At 65.8% G+C, this 18,601-nt stretch carries 11 protein-coding genes; 9 read left to right on the top strand and 2 right to left on the bottom strand.

Features of this window, described 5'->3' with window-relative positions; genetic code table 11:
• The first annotated feature begins 13 nt into the window (after positions 1 to 13).
• The 7 genes from GGR00_RS05690 (at position 14) to GGR00_RS05660 (ending at position 9,919) form a co-directional block, all read left to right on the top strand.
• Positions 14 to 2,008: a heme lyase CcmF/NrfE family subunit gene (locus tag GGR00_RS05690; protein ID WP_055978407.1), complete on the top strand. Its 1,995-nt coding sequence runs from the start codon at positions 14 to 16 to the stop codon at positions 2,006 to 2,008.
• On the top strand, positions 2,005 to 2,472 hold the full coding sequence (locus GGR00_RS05685) for a cytochrome c-type biogenesis protein (protein ID WP_184698423.1): 468 nt from the start codon (positions 2,005 to 2,007) through the stop codon (positions 2,470 to 2,472). Before GGR00_RS05690 ends, GGR00_RS05685 begins: the two co-directional genes overlap by 4 nt.
• A 117-nt stretch (positions 2,473 to 2,589) precedes the next feature.
• Complete coding sequence (locus GGR00_RS05680; protein ID WP_055978409.1) at positions 2,590 to 4,125, top strand: Do family serine endopeptidase; 1,536 nt, start codon at positions 2,590 to 2,592, stop codon at positions 4,123 to 4,125.
• Between the two features lie 191 nt (positions 4,126 to 4,316).
• Complete coding sequence (locus GGR00_RS05675; RefSeq protein ID WP_055978471.1) at positions 4,317 to 4,991, top strand: response regulator transcription factor; 675 nt, start codon at positions 4,317 to 4,319, stop codon at positions 4,989 to 4,991.
• Positions 4,991 to 6,442, top strand: a complete 1,452-nt coding sequence (locus GGR00_RS05670; protein WP_184698422.1) for an ATP-binding protein — start codon at positions 4,991 to 4,993, stop codon at positions 6,440 to 6,442. Before GGR00_RS05675 ends, GGR00_RS05670 begins: the two co-directional genes overlap by 1 nt.
• Complete coding sequence (locus tag GGR00_RS05665) at positions 6,443 to 9,403, top strand: bifunctional [glutamine synthetase] adenylyltransferase/[glutamine synthetase]-adenylyl-L-tyrosine phosphorylase (RefSeq protein WP_184698420.1); 2,961 nt, start codon at positions 6,443 to 6,445, stop codon at positions 9,401 to 9,403.
• Between the two features lie 66 nt (positions 9,404 to 9,469).
• Positions 9,470 to 9,919 (top strand): EF-hand domain-containing protein, encoded by a 450-nt coding sequence (locus GGR00_RS05660; protein WP_055978412.1) that lies wholly within the window; start codon positions 9,470 to 9,472, stop codon positions 9,917 to 9,919.
• Between the two features lie 42 nt (positions 9,920 to 9,961).
• On the opposite strand, the gene GGR00_RS05655 is transcribed toward GGR00_RS05660, so the two are convergent.
• Positions 9,962 to 12,292 (bottom strand): PAS domain-containing sensor histidine kinase, encoded by a 2,331-nt coding sequence (locus tag GGR00_RS05655; RefSeq protein ID WP_184698417.1) that lies wholly within the window; start codon positions 12,290 to 12,292, stop codon positions 9,962 to 9,964.
• 256 nt (positions 12,293 to 12,548) lie between these two features.
• Complete coding sequence (gene pepN, locus GGR00_RS05650) at positions 12,549 to 15,194, bottom strand: aminopeptidase N (RefSeq protein ID WP_184698415.1); 2,646 nt, start codon at positions 15,192 to 15,194, stop codon at positions 12,549 to 12,551.
• Positions 15,195 to 15,346: 152 nt separating this feature from the next.
• Here pepN and GGR00_RS05645 point away from each other — a divergent pair, with 152 nt between their 5' ends.
• Entirely contained in the window at positions 15,347 to 17,656 is a 2,310-nt protein-coding gene (locus GGR00_RS05645) for a xanthine dehydrogenase family protein molybdopterin-binding subunit (protein WP_055978415.1), read from the top strand.
• Positions 17,653 to 18,600: an EamA family transporter gene (locus GGR00_RS05640; protein WP_184698413.1), complete on the top strand. Its 948-nt coding sequence runs from the start codon at positions 17,653 to 17,655 to the stop codon at positions 18,598 to 18,600. Before GGR00_RS05645 ends, GGR00_RS05640 begins: the two co-directional genes overlap by 4 nt.
• Position 18,601: the final 1 nt, after the last annotated feature.

Here is an 18,601-nt window from a genome sequence, read left to right as displayed (position 1 = left end):
GGACGGCGCTGACATGGTCGAAATGGGTCACTTCGCGCTGGTTTTGGCGCTGGTCTTGTCGCTGGTGCAGTCGCTGGTGCCGCTCTACGGCGCACACAAGGGCGATGCCCGGCTGATGGCGGTCGGCGGACCGGTGACGGTCACCGGATTTGCGATGATCGGGCTGTCCTTTACGGTGCTCACCATCGCCTATGTCCAGTCCGACTTTTCGCTGGTCAATGTCTGGGAGAATTCGCACTCCCTCAAGCCGATGATCTACAAGTTCACCGGCACATGGGGCAATCACGAAGGCTCGATGCTGCTTTGGGTGCTGATCCTCAGCTTCTTCGGCGCCCTGGTCGCGGCCTTTGGCGGCAACCTCCCGGCCACGCTGAAGGCCAATGTGCTGGCCGTCCAGGGCTGGATCGGCACCGCCTTCCTGCTCTTCATCCTGATCACCTCCAACCCCTTCGCGCGCCTGGTTCCGGCACCGATCGAAGGCAAGGACCTCAACCCGATCCTTCAGGACATCGGCCTCGCCGTGCATCCGCCGCTGCTCTATCTCGGCTATGTCGGTTTTTCGGTCTGCTTCTCCTTTGCCGTCGCGGCACTGATCGAGGGCCGCATCGACGCCGCATGGGCGCGCTGGGTGCGTCCGTGGACGCTCGCCGCCTGGGTGTTCCTCACCGGCGGTATCTCAATGGGTTCCTACTGGGCCTACTACGAACTCGGCTGGGGCGGCTTCTGGTTCTGGGATCCGGTCGAAAACGCGTCCTTCATGCCCTGGCTTGCCGGCACCGCGCTGCTGCATTCGGCCATCGTCATGGAAAAGCGTTCGGCGCTGAAGATCTGGACCCTGCTGCTCGCCATCCTGACCTTCTCGCTGTCGCTGCTCGGCACCTTCCTGGTGCGTTCTGGCGTGCTGACCTCGGTCCATGCCTTTGCCAGCGATCCGAGCCGTGGCGTCTTCATCCTGGGCATCCTGACCGTCTTCATCGGCGGTTCGCTGGCGCTGTTTGCGCTGCGCGCCTCGTCGTTGACCGCGGGCGGCATCTTCCATCCCATCTCGCGCGAAGGCGCGCTGGTGCTCAACAACCTGTTCCTGACCACCGCCACCGCCACAGTGCTGATCGGCACGCTCTACCCGCTGGTGGTCGAGGCGCTGTTCGGCGAGAAGATCTCGGTCGGCGAGCCGTTCTTCAACCTCACCTTCGGACCGCTGATGCTGCCGCTTCTGGCGCTCGTTCCGTTCGGGCCGTTGCTTGCCTGGAAGCGCGGCGACGTTGCCGCGGTGGCGCAAAGGCTGATGTTCGCCTTCGGCGCGGCCCTGCTGGTCGTCCTCGTCACCTTCCTGTTCATCGACGGCGCGTCGGTCTTTGCCGCCCTCGGATCGGGCCTGGCCGCCTGGCTGGTGCTGGGTGCGCTCACCGACCTCGCCCTCAAGGCCGGCATCGGCAACGTGGCGCCGAAGGTTGCGCTGCGCCGCTTCCTCGGCCTGCCGCGATCGGTGTTCGGCACGGCGCTCGCTCATCTCGGCCTCGGCCTGACCTTGCTCGGCATTGTCGGGGTGCTGTCGTTCGAGAAAGAGGCGATCCTCGTCATGAAGCCGGGGCAGGTGCTGGAAATCTCCAGCCATCGCCTCCGTTTCGAGGGCCTTCAACCCGTGCGCGGACCCAATTTTACCGAAGACCAGGGGCGCTTTTCGCTGCTGAGCCCTGCCGGGCAGCCGTTCGCCGAGATCATGTCGGCCAAGCGCTTCTATCCCGTCCGGCAGATGCCGACGACGGAAGCCGGCATCAAGACGATCGGTCTCAGCCAGCTCTACGTCTCGCTGGGCGATGAAACGACCGACGGATCGGGATCGGTGGTCGTGCGTGTCTGGTGGAAGCCGCTGGTCACCTTGATCTGGGGCGGTACGCTGGTGATGATGGCGGGCGGCTTCGTATCGCTGATGGACCGTCGCCTGCGCGTCGGTGCGCCGGCGAAGCGCAAGGCCACCGACAAGAAACCGAGCCCGGTTGCGACATGAAGACCAAACTGCCGGCCATTGCGGGCTTCCTCGCCGCCTTCCTTGTCGCGGGCACAGCGCTCGCCGTGAAGCCCAGCGAGATGCTTGCCGATCCGAAGCTCGAGGCGCGGGCGCGCCTGCTGTCGGAAGAGCTGCGCTGCATGGTCTGCCAGAACCAGTCCATCGACGAATCCGACGCCGAACTGGCAGCCGACCTGCGCGTGCTGCTGCGCGAGAGGCTCGTCGCCGGCGACAGCGACGAACAGGTGATGGACTACATCGTCTCGCGCTATGGCGAGTTCGTGCTGCTCAAGCCGCAGTTCAACCTTCGCAACGCCTTGCTCTGGGCCACGCCGCTGCTGCTGCTGCTCGGCGGCGGGACTTTTGTTCTCCTGTCGGCCCGCTCGCGGCGCAGGCAGGAACCGGCAGCTCTCAGCAAGGACGAGCAGGAAGCGCTCGACGCCATCCTGCGCAAGGACGCCTGACGCCGCCAACATTACGAAAGTTTCATGCTTCGGAAATGGTACCGTAATGTGAGCCTCTCTATCTCTTGAGCCATCGGATGCGAATCCAAGGCATCCCGTTCAAGAGGATCAGAGACAATGAGCAACGCTCCCACCTCCCTTTCGCGTTCGCGCAAGCGTTTCATGGCCGCCGCCGCTTCCGTTGCCCTCGCTGGCGCGATCGGCATTGGCGCCGTTGCCGGCGGAACCGCACCGGTTTTCGCCGAAGCCGTGCGTGTCGAGGCGCCCCAGGCGCCAGGCTTTGCCGATGTCGTTTCCCAGGTTTCGCCTGCGGTCGTCAGCGTCCAGGTCAAGGCCAAGATCGCGCCGGCCTCCGACCGCGGCGACTCGCCTTTCGCGAACCCGGGTGATTTCGACAACCTTCCCGACAATCATCCGCTCAAGCGCTTCTTCCGCCAGTTTGGCGAAGACGGCAGCCAGAATCGCGGTCCGCGCTCCAATCGGGGTGACCGTGGCCAGATGAAGCCGCGTCCGGTTGCCCAGGGCTCGGGCTTCTTCATCTCCGAGGACGGCTATCTCGTCACCAACAACCACGTCGTCGAAGACGGCAGCGCCTACACGGTGGTCACCGACGACGGCAAGGAATACGACGCCAAGCTGATCGGCACCGACCCGCGCACCGATCTTGCCGTGCTCAAGGTCGATGCCGACGCCAAGTTCACCTATGTCGGCTTTGCCGATGACGCCAAGGTGCGCGTCGGTGACTGGGTGGTGGCCGTCGGCAATCCGTTCGGCCTCGGCGGCACCGTCACCGCCGGCATCGTCTCGGCCCGCGGCCGTGACATCGGCGCCGGTCCCTATGACGACTTCCTGCAGATCGACGCTGCGGTCAACCGCGGCAATTCAGGCGGCCCGGCCTTCAACCTGAATGGCGAGGTCGTCGGCATCAACACCGCCATCTTCTCGCCGTCGGGCGGCAATGTCGGCATTGCCTTCGCCATTCCGGCCTCGACCGCCAAGCAAGTGGTCCAGGACCTGATGAAGAGCGGCAGTGTCCAGCGCGGCTGGCTCGGCGTGGAAATTCAGCCCGTCACGTCCGACATCGCCGAGTCCCTCGGCCTGAAGAGTGACAAGGGTGCCCTGGTTGCCAGCGCCCAGGACACCGGCCCGGCCAAGAAGGCGGGCATCGCCGCCGGCGACATCATCACTGCCGTCGACGGTCAGGACGTTGCCTCGCCCAAGGAGCTGTCGCGCCTGATCGCCGGCATCACGCCCGGAAAGTCGGTCGACATTACCGTCTGGCGCAATGGCAAGGCCGAAACGATCAAGGTCGGACTGGGCGAGATTCCGGGCGGCGACAAGCAGGCCTCTGCCGACCAGCAGGCTGAACCCGGCGAGCCGACCTCGCTGGCAGATCTCGGCCTGACCGTCACGCCGTCCGAGGACGGCAAGGGTCTCGTGGTCACCGATGTCGATCCGTCGAGCGATGCCGCGGATCGCGGCATCCAGGCCGGCGACGTCATCACCTCGGTCAACGCGGTCGAGGTCAAGGGCGCGGCGGACGTCTCGGCTGCCATCGAGCAGGCGGCGAAAGCCGGCCGCAAGGCGGTGCTCTTCCAGATCAGCCGCGAAGACACCAACCGCTTCGTCGCCCTGCCTGTCGGCCAGGGCTGAACGGTAGTTCCCGTCGGGCGGTTTCATCACCCCCGAGCCGCCCGGTGGGAGCTGACGGTGCCGGATAGTTTGTCAGTGTTAGTTCCGGCCCCGGCGGCAGCGGACTTCCCATCGCCCGCTGCCGCTTTCGCATGCAAGAGGAGTATGACATGGCGCCTCTGATCTCCGGCAAAATCGCGTATAACGGCGGCATGAAGATTCTCGTCATCGAAGATGACCGCGAGGCGGCGGATTATCTGCAGAAAGCCTTCGCCGAGGCAGGACATACGGCCCATGTGGCGGGCGACGGCGATTCCGGCTTCGCGCTTGCCGATGCCGGCGAATACGACGTCATGGTCGTCGACCGTATGCTGCCCCGCCGCGACGGCCTGTCGGTCATCGCCGGCCTGCGCTCGCGCGGCAACACCACCCCTGTCCTGATCTTGTCGGCCTTGGGCGAGGTCGATGACCGCGTCACCGGCCTGCGCGCCGGCGGCGACGACTATTTGACCAAGCCCTACGCCTTTTCCGAACTGCTCGCCCGCGTCGAGGTGCTCAATCGCCGCGCCCCGGCGCGCGAATCCGAGACGCTTTACCGGGTTGGCGACCTCGAACTCGACCGGCTTTCCCATTCGGTCCGCCGCTCTTCGCAGGAGATTACTCTCCAGCCGCGCGAATACCGCCTGCTTGAATACCTGATGCGCCATGCCGGCCAGGTCGTCACGCGCACGATGCTGCTCGAAAACGTCTGGGACTATCATTTCGATCCGCAGACCAACGTCATCGATGTCCATGTCTCGCGGCTGCGCGGCAAGATCGAGAAGGGCTTCGACAAGCCGATCCTGCACACCATCCGTGGTGCCGGCTACATGCTCAAGGCCGGCTGATGGCGTTCAGGCTGCCGGCCATCATGAAGACCACGGCGGCGCGCCTTTCGGCGCTCTATCTTTTGCTGTTCGCGCTGTGCGCGGTGCTGCTGGTCTTCTACATGACTTCGCTGTCGGCGCGCATGCTGATGGCCCAGTCGCAGGAGACCATCAACGAGGAAGTCCAGGGCCTTGGCCGCGGCTACCAGCGCGGCGGCATCCCGGTTCTCGTGCGGGTGGTCGAACAGCGTTCGCGCCAGCCCGGGGCCAATCTCTATCTTCTGGCCGATCCCAACGGCCGCATCCTGTCGGGCAATGTCCAGAGCATCCAGCCTGGTGTCCTGCAGCGCGAGGGCTGGACCGCGCTGCCGTTCTCCTACGAGCGCTATGGCGAGGCGTCCGGCAGGCGTTCCCAGGGCGCGGGCGAGCAGGGTGAAGCGGAAGCCGCCACCGAAGTCGGGCACAATGCCATTGCCGTGGTGCTGCGGCTGCCCAACCAGATGATCCTGATGGTCGGCCGCGACCTCGGCGAGCCCGAGCGTTTCCGCGACGTCATCCAGCGTTCGCTGATGCTGGCGCTCGGCATGATGGCGTTTGGCGGCCTGCTGATCTGGTATTTCGTCGGCCGCCGCGCCTTGAAGCACATCGATGGCGTTTCCGAAGCCAGCCGGCGCATCATGGGCGGCGACCTGACAGGCCGCCTGCCGGTCACCGGCGCGGGCGACGAGTTCGACCGGCTGTCCGAGAACCTGAACGCCATGCTGGCCCGCATCGCCCATCTCAACGACGGGCTGAAGCAGGTTTCCGACAACATCGCCCACGATCTCAAGACGCCGCTGACGCGCCTGCGCAACCGCGCCGAGGCGGCCCTGTCGGGCAAGAAGACCGGAGCCGACTATCGCGAGGCGCTGGAAGGCACGATCGCCGAATCCGACCAGCTGATCCGCACCTTCAACGCCATCCTGATGATTTCGCGGCTCGAGGCGGGTTATTCCGCCGAGAGCGTGGCCAAGGTCGACCTCGCCGCCGTCGTTCGCGATGTCGTCGAGCTCTATGAACCTGTCGCCGAAGAGCTTGGCGTCGGTCTTAAAGCGACGATCTCGGGCGACTTTGTCGTCAGCGGCAATCGTGAGCTTGTCGCCCAGGCCCTTTCGAACATCGTCGACAATGCCATCAAATATTCCGCCGGCGCGGTTGAAAAGCCGCATGTCGACGTCACCTTGCGGCGCGAGGGCGACGAGATACGGCTCCAGGTTGCCGACAATGGCGAAGGCATTCCCGACGAAGGCGACCGCAACCGCGCCACCGAGCGTTTCGTCAGGCTGGAGAAGAGTCGGTCGCAGCCCGGCTCCGGCCTCGGCCTCAGTCTCGCCAAGGCCGTGATGAAGTTTCACAACGGCCGGCTTGATCTCCAGCCCGGCAATCCCGGATTATCGGTCCTGATGGGCTTCCCCGGACCGAAGGACGAATAGATGAAAACTGCTGCCGGACAGAAAGCGACCGAATGGCGGCTCGACCCCAAGATCGACCTCGCGCCTCTCGATCCCGAACGTGCCTGGCAGGAGCTTGCCGACCTCGCGGTCGTGGCCAGGGAAGAGGGCCTCGACAGGCTCGCAACGTCGCTGAACGTCAGGGGCCCGGCCCAGGGCCTGCTTGCAGCGGTCTTCGACCTGTCGGATTTCATGCGTCACAGCGCCAGGCGCCAACCGGAAATGCTCGACCGGCTGTTTGACCTCACGATCGAGGAGCGGCTTCAGGAGATCGGCGAGGCGATTGCGGCATCCGCCCGTGAAGAGGGGGTGACCGAGGCAACGCTGATGATGCGGCTGCGCCGGTTGAAGGCCGAGGCGCATTTCCTCATCGCGCTTGCGGATCTCTCCGGCGAGGCAACCGCGGCGGCCAGCGTCTACCGCCTGAGCGAGTTGGCCGACCTGTGCACCAGCGCGGCGGTGAACTTCCTGCTCAGGGATGCGCATGACCAGGGCAAGCTCAAGCTGCCCGATCCCGAAAACCCGACCGTCGGCTCCGGCTGGATCCTGCTCGGCATGGGCAAGCTCGGCGCCCACGAGCTCAATTTCTCCTCCGACATTGATCTCGTCGTGTTCTTCGACCCCGAGGCGCCGGCGATCGTCGATCCGCTCGAAGCGACCGAACTGTTCGCGCGCTTGACGCGCCGCCTGGTCCGCATCATGCAGGACCGCACCGAGCACGGCTATGTCTTCCGCACCGACCTGCGCCTGCGCCCCGACCCGGGTTCGACGCCGCTGGCGATCTCGGTCCATGCCGCGCTGCACTACTACGAAAGCCGCGGCCAGAACTGGGAACGCGCCGCCATGATCAAGGCGCGCCCGGTGGCGGGCGACATCGCGGCCGGCGAAGCCTTCCTGAAAGAGCTGCAGCCCTATGTCTGGCGCAAATACATGGACTACGCGGCCATCGCCGACGTCCATTCGATCAAGCGCCAGATCCACGCCCACAAGGGCCACGGCGAGGTCGCCGTCAAAGGCCACAACGTCAAGCTCGGCCGGGGCGGCATTCGCGAGATCGAGTTCTTCGTCCAGACCCAGCAGCTGATTGCCGGCGGCCGCTTTCCCGAATTGCGCGGCCGCGCCACCGTGCCGATGCTCGACCAGCTCGCCGTGCGCGGCTGGATCACCATGGAAGCCCGCGACGCGCTCGAACGGCAATACTGGTTCCTGCGCCGCGTCGAGCACGCCATCCAGATGGTCGCCGACGAACAGACCCACACTCTGCCCGAGGACGACGAGGGGCTGGAGCGCATCGCCCACATGCTCGGCTTTGCCGACGCAGAAGCCTTCTCCAAAACCTTTCGTGCCTCGCTCCAGGAGGTCGAGCGGCATTATGCGGCGCTGTTCGAGGCAGCGCCCGAGCTTTCCGCCGGCATCGGCAATCTCGTCTTCACCGGCGACGTCGACGATCCCGACACCCTGCACACGCTGCGCCAGCTCGGGTTCCAGCGGCCCTCGGACATCTGCCGGGTCATCCGCAGCTGGCATTTCGGCCGCTATCGCGCCACCCAGTCGGCCGAAGCCCGCGAGCGCCTGACCGAACTCACCCCGGCGCTGCTCGAAGCCTTCGGCAAGACCCGCCGGGCCGACGAGGCGCTGATGCGCTTCGACGAGTTCCTGGCCGGCCTACCTGCCGGCATCCAGCTGTTTTCGCTGCTCCAGTCGAACCCGGCGCTGCTCAAGCTGCTCGCCACCATCATGGGCGCGGCGCCTCGGCTTGCTGGCATCATCACGCGCCGGCCGCATGTCTTCGACGGCCTGCTCGATCCCGCATTGCTGTCCGAACTGCCCAACCGCGCCTATCTCGCAACCCGTCTCTCGGCCTTCCTCGAAAGCACCAGGCTTTACGAGGAAGTGCTCGACCGCCTGCGCATCTTCGCCGCCGAGCAGAAGTTCCTGATCGGCGTGCGCTTGCTTGCCGGCGCGATCGATCCGGCCCGCGCCGGCAAGGCCTTCTCCGACCTCGCCGACCTGACTGTTGGTGCAGCGCTGGAGGCTGTCGAGGCCGAGTTCGCCCGCCGCCATGGCAAGGTCGCCGGCGCCCGCGTGGCCATCCTTGGCATGGGCAAGCTCGGCAGCCGCGAACTGACCGCAGGTTCCGACGTCGACCTGATCCTGCTCTACGACCACCACGAGCAGGCCGAGGAATCCGACGGCGACAAGCCGCTTGCCCCGTCGCACTACTATGCCCGCATGACCCAGCGCCTGATCGCGGCAGTCTCCGCCCCGACCGCCGAAGGCGTGCTCTACGAGCTGGATCTCCGGCTGCGCCCATCCGGCAACAAGGGGCCGGTCGCAACCCACATCTCGTCATTCCGCAAGTACCAGCGCGAAGAAGCCTGGACCTGGGAACACATGGCGCTGACGCGCGCGCGGCCCATTGCCGGCAATGCCTCCCTGTGCGCCGAAGTCGAGGCCGAGGTGGCCTCCATCATCGCCCTGCCGCGCGATGCCGCCAAGGTTGCCGCCGAGGCGCGCGACATGCGCCAGATGATCGAGGACGAAAAGCCGCCGCATGACCTCTGGGACATCAAGCTTGTGCCTGGCGGCCTGATCGACCTGGAATTCATCGCCCAGGTGGCGGTGTTGACCGGCAGGATCGAAGGCGAGCGCCATGCCACCGGCACGGCCGATACGCTTCACCGTCTCGCGCCCGGCTTTGCCGACGCGCAGGTGCGACAGGATCTGGTCGAGGCCTATGGGCTTTATGCGGCCATTACACAGATGACGAGGCTGTGCCTCACCGGTGCGTTCGAGCGGAACGACGTTCCGCCAGGGCTGTCGGACTTGCTGCTTGCGGCAACCGACCTTCCCGATTTCAGCGTGCTGGAGGCCCATCTCAAGGAGACGTCGCAAACGGTCAGGACGCATTTCGACCGTTTGCTTCGGGCGAAGCGCAAGTGAGGCGGTGGGACGCCACGCTTGGGCTTCGATCAGCATCGGGGGTGTCGATGCAACAGGAGAAACCCCATGAGCAAGTCAACGAAGATCGCCATCGCCTTTCTCGCCCTCGCGGGCACGGCCGGCACCTCCGCCTTTGCCGTCGCACAGCCGTCGCGCGGCCAGGGCATGAAGCCGCAGATGCGCTTCGAGCGGGCCGATGCCGACAAGAGCGGTGACGTCACCTTCGAGGAGTTCGCGGCTGCGATGAACGAGCGGCTGGTGAACGCCGACGGCAACACGGACGGCAAGATCACCGTCGCCGAGGTGGCCGACCAGATCCAGCGCATGCGCGCCGAGCGCATGGCCGAGCGTCTCATCAAGCGTTTCGATGCCAATGGCGACGGCGAACTGACCAAGGCCGAGATCGAATCGCGCCAGAAGAAGATGTTTGCACTGATGGATCGCAACGACGACGGCAAGATCGTCAAGGACGAGATGCCGGGCCGCAATGGCCACGGCAAGCGCTTCCAGCAGTAACGCAGCCTGCCGTCCCGGGGGCTCTGGCCTCCGGGGCTGGCCTTATGCCGCCTTGGCCAGGCGCTCGATGCGGCGCACCGGTATGCGCACCGAAACGATCGTGCCGACGCCTTCGGTCGAACGGATCTTCAGCGCGCCGCCATGCAGTTCGGCCAGCGACCGCGAAATGGCGAGGCCGAGGCCGGAGCCTTCGTGGTTCTTGGAGAACTGGTTCTGCACCTGCTCGAAAGGCCGGCCGAGCTTGCCCAGCGCGTGCTTGGGGATGCCGCAGCCATTGTCCTCGAGACTCAGCGTCAGCGCCCCCGAGGCGTTGCGTGCCCGCACGGTGATGCGCCCGCCCTGGCCGGTGAACTTCACCGCGTTCGACAGCAGGTTGATGACGATCTGCTTGATCGCGCGGCGGTCGGCGAACAGCGTCATCTGCTCGGCGATCTGGGTCTCGACAGTGATCGATTTCTGCGCCGCCTGCAGCGAGACGACCCGGACCGTCTCGCGGATCAGCGGGCACAGGTCGATCTCCTCGCGGTCCATCGAGAACTGGCCGGCCTCGATCTTCGACATGTCGAGGATGTCGTTGATGACGCCCAGCAGGTACTTGCCGCTGGAATTGATGTCGCGGGCATATTCCTCGTAGCGCGGCGAGCCGAGCGGTCCGAACAGCCGGCCCTCCATCAGTTCCGAAAAGCCGATGACCGCGTTGAGCGGCGTGCGCAGCTCGTGCGACATGTTGGCGAGGAACTCCGACTTGGCGCGATTGGCCGCTTCGGCGCGCTCGGTTTCCTTCATGTATTTGCGGTTCAGCTCGACCAGTTCGCCCGAGCGCTCCTCTTCCGAGCGGCGGGCCAGGCTGAGGTCGTGGATCGTCGCCATCAGCCGGCGCTCGCTCTCCATCAGCTTGTCCTGGTGCTGCTTGATCTGGGTGATGTCGGAGCCGACCGACACCATGCCGCCGTCGCGGGTCTTGAGCTCGTTGACCTGCAGCCAGCGGCCGTCGGCGAGCTGGCGCTCATAGGTCGCGCCGGCACGCGGGCCGTTGACGTTGGCCAGCCGCCGTTCGGAAGCGAAGGCCACCATGCGCTCTTCGAGGTCTTCGCGGGCAGTGCCCGGCAGCACGTCGCGGTCGCTCAGGCCGTTGTCATGCTGGTATTTCGAATTGCACATCACCAGCCTGTCGCTGGCGTCCCACAGCACGAAGGATTCGGTGATGTTCTCGATCGCCGCCCGCAGCCGCTGGTCCGCGGCCTCCGAGCGCAGCGCCAGGTGCCGCTGCTCGGTAATGTCGACGGCGATGCCGGTCATCTGGATTTCGGGTGCTTCGGGATCGACGACCTGGGCACGGGCACGCATCCACACCCAGCGGCCGTCGGCATGGCGCATGCGGAAGACCCGGTCGATATGGTCGACTTCGCGGGCCACCACCTGGTTGGCCAGTTCGAACAGGTCGCCGTCCTCGGGGTGGATGATGCGCGCCACTTCGCCGAACGACAGCATCGCCTCGCAGGCCTCGTAGCCGAGCAACTGGTACATCGAGCCCGACCAGTACATCTTGCCCCGCACCATGTCCCAGTCCCACAGCCCGCACTTGCCGCGGACAAGGGCGAGGTCGATGCGCTCATGCGCCTCGAGGTAGATGCCGTCGGCGGCCTGGGCGCGCGCCGCCTGGCTGAAATAGGCGTAGAGGATGACGATCAGGATGCCGGCCGTCATCACGAACAGCGCGACATTGAGCGACACAGTCTTGCGCCAGTCGGCGAACACGGCATCCATCGGCACCATGGCGGCCGCTGCCGCCCGCTTGTCGTCGGCGAGGCTGACGGCTGCCAGCCAGTCCTGTCCGCCGATGCGGATGTCCATCACGCCGGCCCGGTCGCCGAACATGAACAGGGGTTGTCCGCCCGAGATGATGGCGTCGAGCGACTGGCCCTGCCAGCCGGTCGATTGCGGGCTCGCCGCGACGATGCGGAAATTGCCGTCGGTCAGCGCGATCACATGGCTGCGGCTCAGCGTGCCCTGCTGGCTCGTGCGTTCGAGCAGGTCCTGGCTGGCCGTGGCGAAGGGCACGTCGGCCGTGGCACCTGCCATCAGCGAGTTGACCAGTTCGCCGGCCGACAGCGCCAGGATCGCCTTGGCGTTGCGTTCGACGTCGTCGCGCAGCGCCATCATCGACAGGAAGCGTGCGCCTGCAACGACGATCAGGAAGATGACGATCAGCGTCGGAATGGAGCGGCGAAGCAGCGGTTCGGCGGCAAGGAGCCGGCGGTACGCGGGCTCCGCGATCAGACGTGCATTGCCCGACAGGCCAGCGCCACGCGCCTGCCTGCGACGGCCAAAAGCAGTCTCATCGGGCGCGCCCCACGCGTCCGCCTTGGCCATAAATGGCTCCCCAAATCCCGTTTCCTGGTAGATGATCCGGCATACACCGAACTTCCGAATCGTCCTTAAAGAATCAAAGCTGATTCGCCTTGTCCAGTGGGCCGGGCGAAAAAGATTAAAATTCGGCTAAAAGTCGGCGCAATGGGCGGCGCGGCAAAATGGCGGCTCCGTTTTCGGAGGCCGCCGTTTGGAGCATTGCCTTGGCAGGCGAATTTTCAGGATAGGCCGGCCCCACCTGAATTCCACGCGGCCTGGATCAGGCCAGCGTGCGCTCGATGATGTCGCGAAGGTCGGCCGACAGCCCTTCCTTGGCCTGGATCGTCACCAGCGCCGCACGCGCCTTTGCCTGGCGCTTGGGCTCCAGCGATCGCCATGACCTGAGCGCGGTGGCAAGGCGTGCGGCGACCTGCGGATTGCGCTTTTCCACCGTCAGCACGGTTTCGGCGAAGAAGGTGTAGCCGGCGCCGTCGGCGCGGTGGAAGCCGGTCTGGTTGGCGCTGGCAAAGCCGCCGATCAGCGAGCGCACCCGGTTCGGGTTGGCGATCGAGAAGGCCGGGTGTTCGGTCAGAGCCTTGACGGCATCGACCGCGCCGGCGCCGGGGGCCGTCGCCTGGATCATGAACCACTTGTCCATGACCAGTGGATCGCTGCGGTAGCGCTTGTCGAATTCGGCCAGCGCCTCCTTTGCTTCCTCGCTGCCGGCATGGCGATGCGCCAGCACCGAAAGGGCGGCGGCACGGTCCGTCATGTTGGTCGCGGCGGTGAAGTGCGCTGCCGCACGCGCAGCACCGCCCGGCAGGATGGCCAGATAGTCGAGCAGCGTGTTGCGCAGGGCCCGGCGGCCGGCGCTGGCGGCATCCGGCGAGAAGCTGCCCTGGATGCGCAGATCGTCGTAAAGCTGCGCAAAGACTCCGCTATTCGCCTCTGCGATCGACTTGGCCAGTGCTTCGCGCCCGGTGAAGATGGCATCGGGGTCGATGTTCTTGCCGATCTCGCGGGCGATGTCGGCCTCGCCGGGCAGCGCCAGCGCCAGCGCCCGGAACGCATGTTCGAGCGCGCCGTCGCCGGCGATGCGCCCGGCCAGTGCGGCAAGGTCGGCGCTGAAGGCGGGCCGCTTGCCGCCCAGGATGTTGCGGAAGGCGCCGATGGTGGCGTCGGTCAGGAGCGTGTTGAACGCCTGCCAGCGCGAGAACGCGTCGCTGTCGTGCGAGGCGAGGAAGATCTGGTCTTCCGTGCGCTGCTCGACGCTCAGCGTGATCGGCGCCGAGAAACCGCGGTTGAGTGACAGCACCGGCCGTTCGGCAACATCGGAGAACCTCACCACATGCTTGCGCTTGCGGACATGGATGACCCCGTTCTCGACGGTCGCGCCCTCGGCGCCGCCATGGGCGAGATCCTTGCCGTCGGCGCCGACCAGGCCGAAGGCGAGGGGGATGTGCATCAGCCGCTTGCGGCTTTCCGACGGTGTCGGCGGCACCGACTGCTCGATCTCGATGGTGAATTCGGCCGCCGCCGCATTGTGCGAGGCCGTCACGCTAAGGTTCGGCGTACCTGCCTGATGATACCAGAGCGCGAACTGCGACAGGTCGCGGCCCGACACGTCCTCGAACACCTTGAGGAAGTCCTCGATGGTGGCGGCGTCGCCGTCATGGCGCTCGAAATAGAGGTCCATGCCCTTTCGGAAGGTCTCGGCGCCCAGCACGGTGCGGATCATGCGCACCACTTCCGAGCCCTTCTCGTAGACGGTCGCCGTGTAGAAATTGTTGATCTCGCGATAGCGCCTCGGCCGGACGGGGTGGGCCAGCGGTCCCTGGTCCTCGGGGAACTGGTGGGCGCGCAGCGTACGCACCTCGGCAATGCGCTTGACCGGCCGCGAGCGCTGGTCGGCGGAGAACTCGTGGTCGCGGAAAACGGTCAGCCCTTCCTTGAGGCAGAGCTGGAACCAGTCGCGGCAAGTGATTCTGTTGCCTGTCCAATTGTGGAAATACTCATGCGCGATGATCGCCTCGATGTTGGCGAAGTCGGCGTCGGTCGCGGTCTCCTCGTCGGCAAGCACGTACTTGTCGTTGAAGATGTTGAGCCCCTTGTTCTCCATCGCGCCCATGTTGAAATCGGACACGGCGACGATGTTGAAAACGTCGAGGTCGTATTCGCAGCCGAACACCTCTTCGTCCCATTTCATCGACCGGCGCAGCGCGTCCATCGCATAGCCCGCCTGGTTCTCCTTGCCGTGCTCGACATAGATGCCGAGTTCCACATCCTTGCCGGAGGCGGTGACGAAGCGGTCCTTGATGCAGCCGAGGTCGCCGGCAACGAGCGCAAACAGGTAGGACGGCTTGGGGAAGGGGTCGTGCCAGACGGCATAGTGCCAGCCGTCGGCGAGGTCGCCATGCTCGACCGGATTGCCGTTGGCAAGCAGCAGAGGCGCTTCCGAACGAAGCGCCTCCATGCGCACCGTGTAGACCGACAGGATGTCAGGCCGGTCGAGGAAATAGGTGATGCGGCGGAAGCCCTCCGCCTCGCACTGGGTGCAATAGACCTTGCTCGACCGGTAGAGACCCATCAGCGCTTCGTTGCGCGACGGGTCAAGTTCGGTCTCGATCAGCAGCGTGAACCGGCCGGAGGCGGGCGGGGTGTAGATCACCAGCCTGTCGGGCGTGGCATCGAAATCGGCCGCATCGACGGGCTCGCCGTCGATCTCGATGCGGCGCAGCGTCAGTCCGTCGCCGTCGAGTTCCAGTTGCACCGGCTTGTCGACACCGGTGCGCCGCTCGATCGTCAGCCTTGCCACCACCCGTGTGTTGTCTGCGCCGAGGCGGAAGTCGAGTTCGGTCCTGGGGATCAGGTAGTCGCTCGGCCGGTAATCCTCGAGACGAAACACCTGTCCGGTATCAGTGCGCATGTGGTGGGCCTTCCTGTCGACGTCCGAACGCTGGCTGCATGCTGGTAGAACAAATATGCGGCCGCTGCTCTTTACACGAAACGCCCCCTCGGCAAAACTGTTGGGGACCGCACATTTGCTGCGCTCCCTTCACCAATCCTCACGGGGCAGAGATGACAATCGTCACGCCGAAATTCGGGATGGGCGCATCCGTTTTGCGCCTCGAAGATGCGGCATTCATCACCGGCACGGGCCGCTACACCGACGACATCGCCCCGGCATCGCAGCTTCATGGCTATGTCTTGCGTTCGCCGGTCGCCAAGGGCAGCTTCAAGGTCGGCTCGGTCGACGATGCGCGTGCGGCTCCCGGAGTCCGCCTGGTGCTGACCGGCGCCGATGTCGCCCATCTCGGTGACCTTAAGTCGATGGTCATGCAGAAGCAACCCGACGGCACCCGCGCGCCGACCCGCGACATCCCGATCCTGTGCCGCGACCGGGTCAATTATGTCGGCGATGCCATCGCCTTCGTCGTCGCCGACGCCAGGGCGCTCGCCCAGGACGCGGCCGAACTGATCGAGGTCGAATATGACGGCGAGGACGCCGCGGCGAGCACAGGTACGGCGCTTGACGAGGGGACGCCGCTGGTCTGGCCCGAACTGGGCTCCAACCGGGCCTTCACCTACCACCTCGGCGACAAGGACAAGGCCGACAAGGCTTTCGCCGCGGCCGACCATGTCACCCGCATCGAGTTCGTCAATAACCGCCTGATCTGCAACTACATGGAGCCGCGCTCGGCCATCGGCGAGTGGCGCGCCGACGAGGACCGCTTCGTGCTGACCACCGGGTCGCAGGGCGTGCATTCCATGCGCAGCATCCTTGCCGGCCAGGTCTTCGGCATCTCGGCCGACAAATTGCGCGTCATCACCCCCGACGTCGGCGGCGGCTTCGGCACCAAGTCGTTCGTCTATCGCGAGCATGCTCTGGTGCTGGAGGCCGCAAGGCGGCTCGGCCGGCCGGTCAAATGGGCGAGCGACCGTACCGAGCATTTCCTCACCGACGCGCAAGGGCGCGACAACGTCGTCACCGCCGAAATGGCGATGGACGGCAACGGCCGCTTTCTCGGCCTGCGCGTCGAACTGCTCTCCAATGTCGGCGCCTATGTCTCGCAATACGGTCCGGTCATCGCCCATGTCGGCGCCAGCATGTCGACCGGCGTCTACGACATCCAGGCGCTCGACGTGACGATCTCGGGTGTCTACACCAACACCTGCCCGGTCGACGCCTATCGCGGCGCTGGGCGCCCGGAAGCTGCACTTCTGGTCGAGAAGTTGGTCGATGCCTGTGCCCGCGACCGCGGCCTGACGGTCGACGAGATCCGCCGCCGCAATTTCATCCGGCCCGAGCAGTTCCCCTACCGGACCCAGACCGGCCGGCTCTACGACGTCGGCGAATTCGCCGCGCACATGGACCTGTCGATGCAGCGCGCCGGCTGGGACAGCTTTCCCGACCGTCTCTCGGAGGCGAAGCAGCGCGGCAGGATCCGCGGCCTCGGCATGGCGACCTACATCGAGGCCTGCGCCTTCGCCGGCTCCGAGCCGGCGCGCGTCGAACTCAATGCCGACGGCTCGGTCTCGATCTTCATCGGCACCCAGTCCAACGGCCAGGGCCACGCCACCGCCTACGCCCAGTTCGTCGCCGAAAAGCTCAATCTCGACATCGCCAGGATCCACGTTCACCAGGGCGATACCGACCAGCTTGCCAGCGGCGGCGGTACCGGCGGATCTCGCTCGATCCCGCTCGGCGGCGTCTCGGCGTCGCGCGCCGGGGCGGCACTGGCCGAGAAGCTGAAGAAACTCGCCGCCGACGAGCTGGAGGCAGCCGCCGCCGACATCGAGCTGGAAGACGGCGAGGCGCGCATCGTCGGCACCGACCGTGCCATCGGCTTCGCCGCGCTTCATGCGGCCGCGAAAGACCCCGGCGATCTCAAGGCGATGGGCGAGTTCGTCCAGCACGAGGCGACCTATCCCAACGGCACGCACATCTGCGAGGTCGAGATCGATCCCGAGACCGGGGCCACCGACGTCGTTGCCTACACCATCGTCGACGATTTCGGCATGACGGTGAACCCGCTTCTGCTGGCGGGCCAGGTCCATGGCGGTGTCGTCCAGGGCATCGGCCAGGCGCTGTCGGAAGAGGCGGTCTATGGCGAGGACGGCCAGCTTCTGTCGGCGAGCTTCATGGACTACACCATGCCGCGCGCCGACAGCGTGCCGTCTTTCCATTTCGAGACGCGCAACGTGCCCTCGACCACCAATGCCATGGGCATGAAGGGCGCCGGCGAGGCAGGCACCATCGGCGCCACGCCGGCCGCCCTCAATGCGGTCACCGATGCGCTCCACCGGGCCTACGGCATCGGTCATATTGAAATGCCTGCCACCCCCGCGCGTGTCTGGGCAGCGATAGAGGCGGCCCGGGTGAAGTGAAGCATCAAGTCGTTCAGCAGGCTTCCTCGCCGCTCACGGGTATCGCGCTCAAGGTCATTTCGGTGGCGATCTTCGTCGGCATGTCGACCAGCATCAAGCTGGCCGGCCAGGTCCCCGCCGGCCAGATCGTCTTCTTCCGCTCCTTCTTCGCCATCTTTCCGATCCTCGTCTTCCTCGCCTTTCGCGGCGAATTGCGCACGGCGGTCGTCACCGAACGGCCGTTCGGGCACATCATGCGCGGGCTCGCCGGGGTGACGGCGATGGGCTTCGGCTTCTTCGCGCTGACACAGCTGCCGCTGCCCGAGGCGATCACGCTCAACTATGCCCAGCCGCTGCTGGTTGTCGTCTTCAGCGCCCTCATCCTCGGTGAAAACGTCCGCGCCTACCGCTGGACCGCGGTCGCCATCGGTCTCGTCGGCGTGCTTATCGTGTCATGGCCCAACCTGACGATGTTCACCTCGCCCGGAGGCGTGAGCGACAAGGCGGCGATGGGCGCGGTGGCCGCCCTTGTCGGTGCGGCCCTGTCGGCCATCGCCATGCTTCTGGTCCGCAACCTGGTCCACACCGAGCGCACGGCGACGATCGTCCTGTGGTTCTCGCTCACCGCCAGCGTCATGGCCCTGTTCAGCATCCCGTTCGGCTGGCAGTCGCTCAACTGGGAGCAGACGGCGCTGCTCGTCACCGGCGGTTTCTGCGGCGGCGTCGCCCAGCTGTTCATGACCGAGGCCTACCGCCACGCCGAGGCCTCGACGGTGGCACCCTTCGAATACACCTCCCTGCTGCTCGGCATCGTTGCCGGCTATCTCGTCTTCGGCGACCTGCCGACGCTCTACACGCTTGTTGGCGGTGTCATCGTCATCGGCGCCGGCATCTTCATCGTCTGGCGCGAGCGACGTCTCGGCATCGAGCGCCAGGCGGCCAAGAAGGCTGCCTCGCCGCAATAGC

Origin of the sequence: Aminobacter aganoensis (assembly GCF_014206975.1) — a bacterium.
Classification (GTDB): Bacteria; Pseudomonadota; Alphaproteobacteria; order Rhizobiales; family Rhizobiaceae; genus Aminobacter; species Aminobacter aganoensis.
The sequence above is the reverse complement of the archived record's forward strand: the minus strand, read 5'-3'. Positions and strand labels throughout refer to the sequence as shown.

Bases quoted from the DNA above. Each gene is read 5' to 3' on its own strand.
- GGR00_RS05690 (WP_055978407.1), top strand. From the start codon at position 14: ATGGTCGAAATGGGTCACTTCGCGCTGGTTTTGGCGCTGGTCTTGTCG.
- GGR00_RS05685 (WP_184698423.1), top strand. From the start codon at position 2,005: ATGAAGACCAAACTGCCGGCCATTGCGGGCTTCCTCGCCGCCTTCCTT.
- GGR00_RS05680 (WP_055978409.1), top strand. From the start codon at position 2,590: ATGAGCAACGCTCCCACCTCCCTTTCGCGTTCGCGCAAGCGTTTCATG.
- GGR00_RS05675 (WP_055978471.1), top strand. From the start codon at position 4,317: ATGAAGATTCTCGTCATCGAAGATGACCGCGAGGCGGCGGATTATCTG.
- GGR00_RS05670 (WP_184698422.1), top strand. From the start codon at position 4,991: ATGGCGTTCAGGCTGCCGGCCATCATGAAGACCACGGCGGCGCGCCTT.
- GGR00_RS05665 (WP_184698420.1), top strand. From the start codon at position 6,443: ATGAAAACTGCTGCCGGACAGAAAGCGACCGAATGGCGGCTCGACCCC.
- GGR00_RS05660 (WP_055978412.1), top strand. From the start codon at position 9,470: ATGAGCAAGTCAACGAAGATCGCCATCGCCTTTCTCGCCCTCGCGGGC.
- GGR00_RS05655 (WP_184698417.1), bottom strand. From the start codon at position 12,292: ATGGCCAAGGCGGACGCGTGGGGCGCGCCCGATGAGACTGCTTTTGGC.
- pepN (WP_184698415.1), bottom strand. From the start codon at position 15,194: ATGCGCACTGATACCGGACAGGTGTTTCGTCTCGAGGATTACCGGCCG.
- GGR00_RS05645 (WP_055978415.1), top strand. From the start codon at position 15,347: ATGACAATCGTCACGCCGAAATTCGGGATGGGCGCATCCGTTTTGCGC.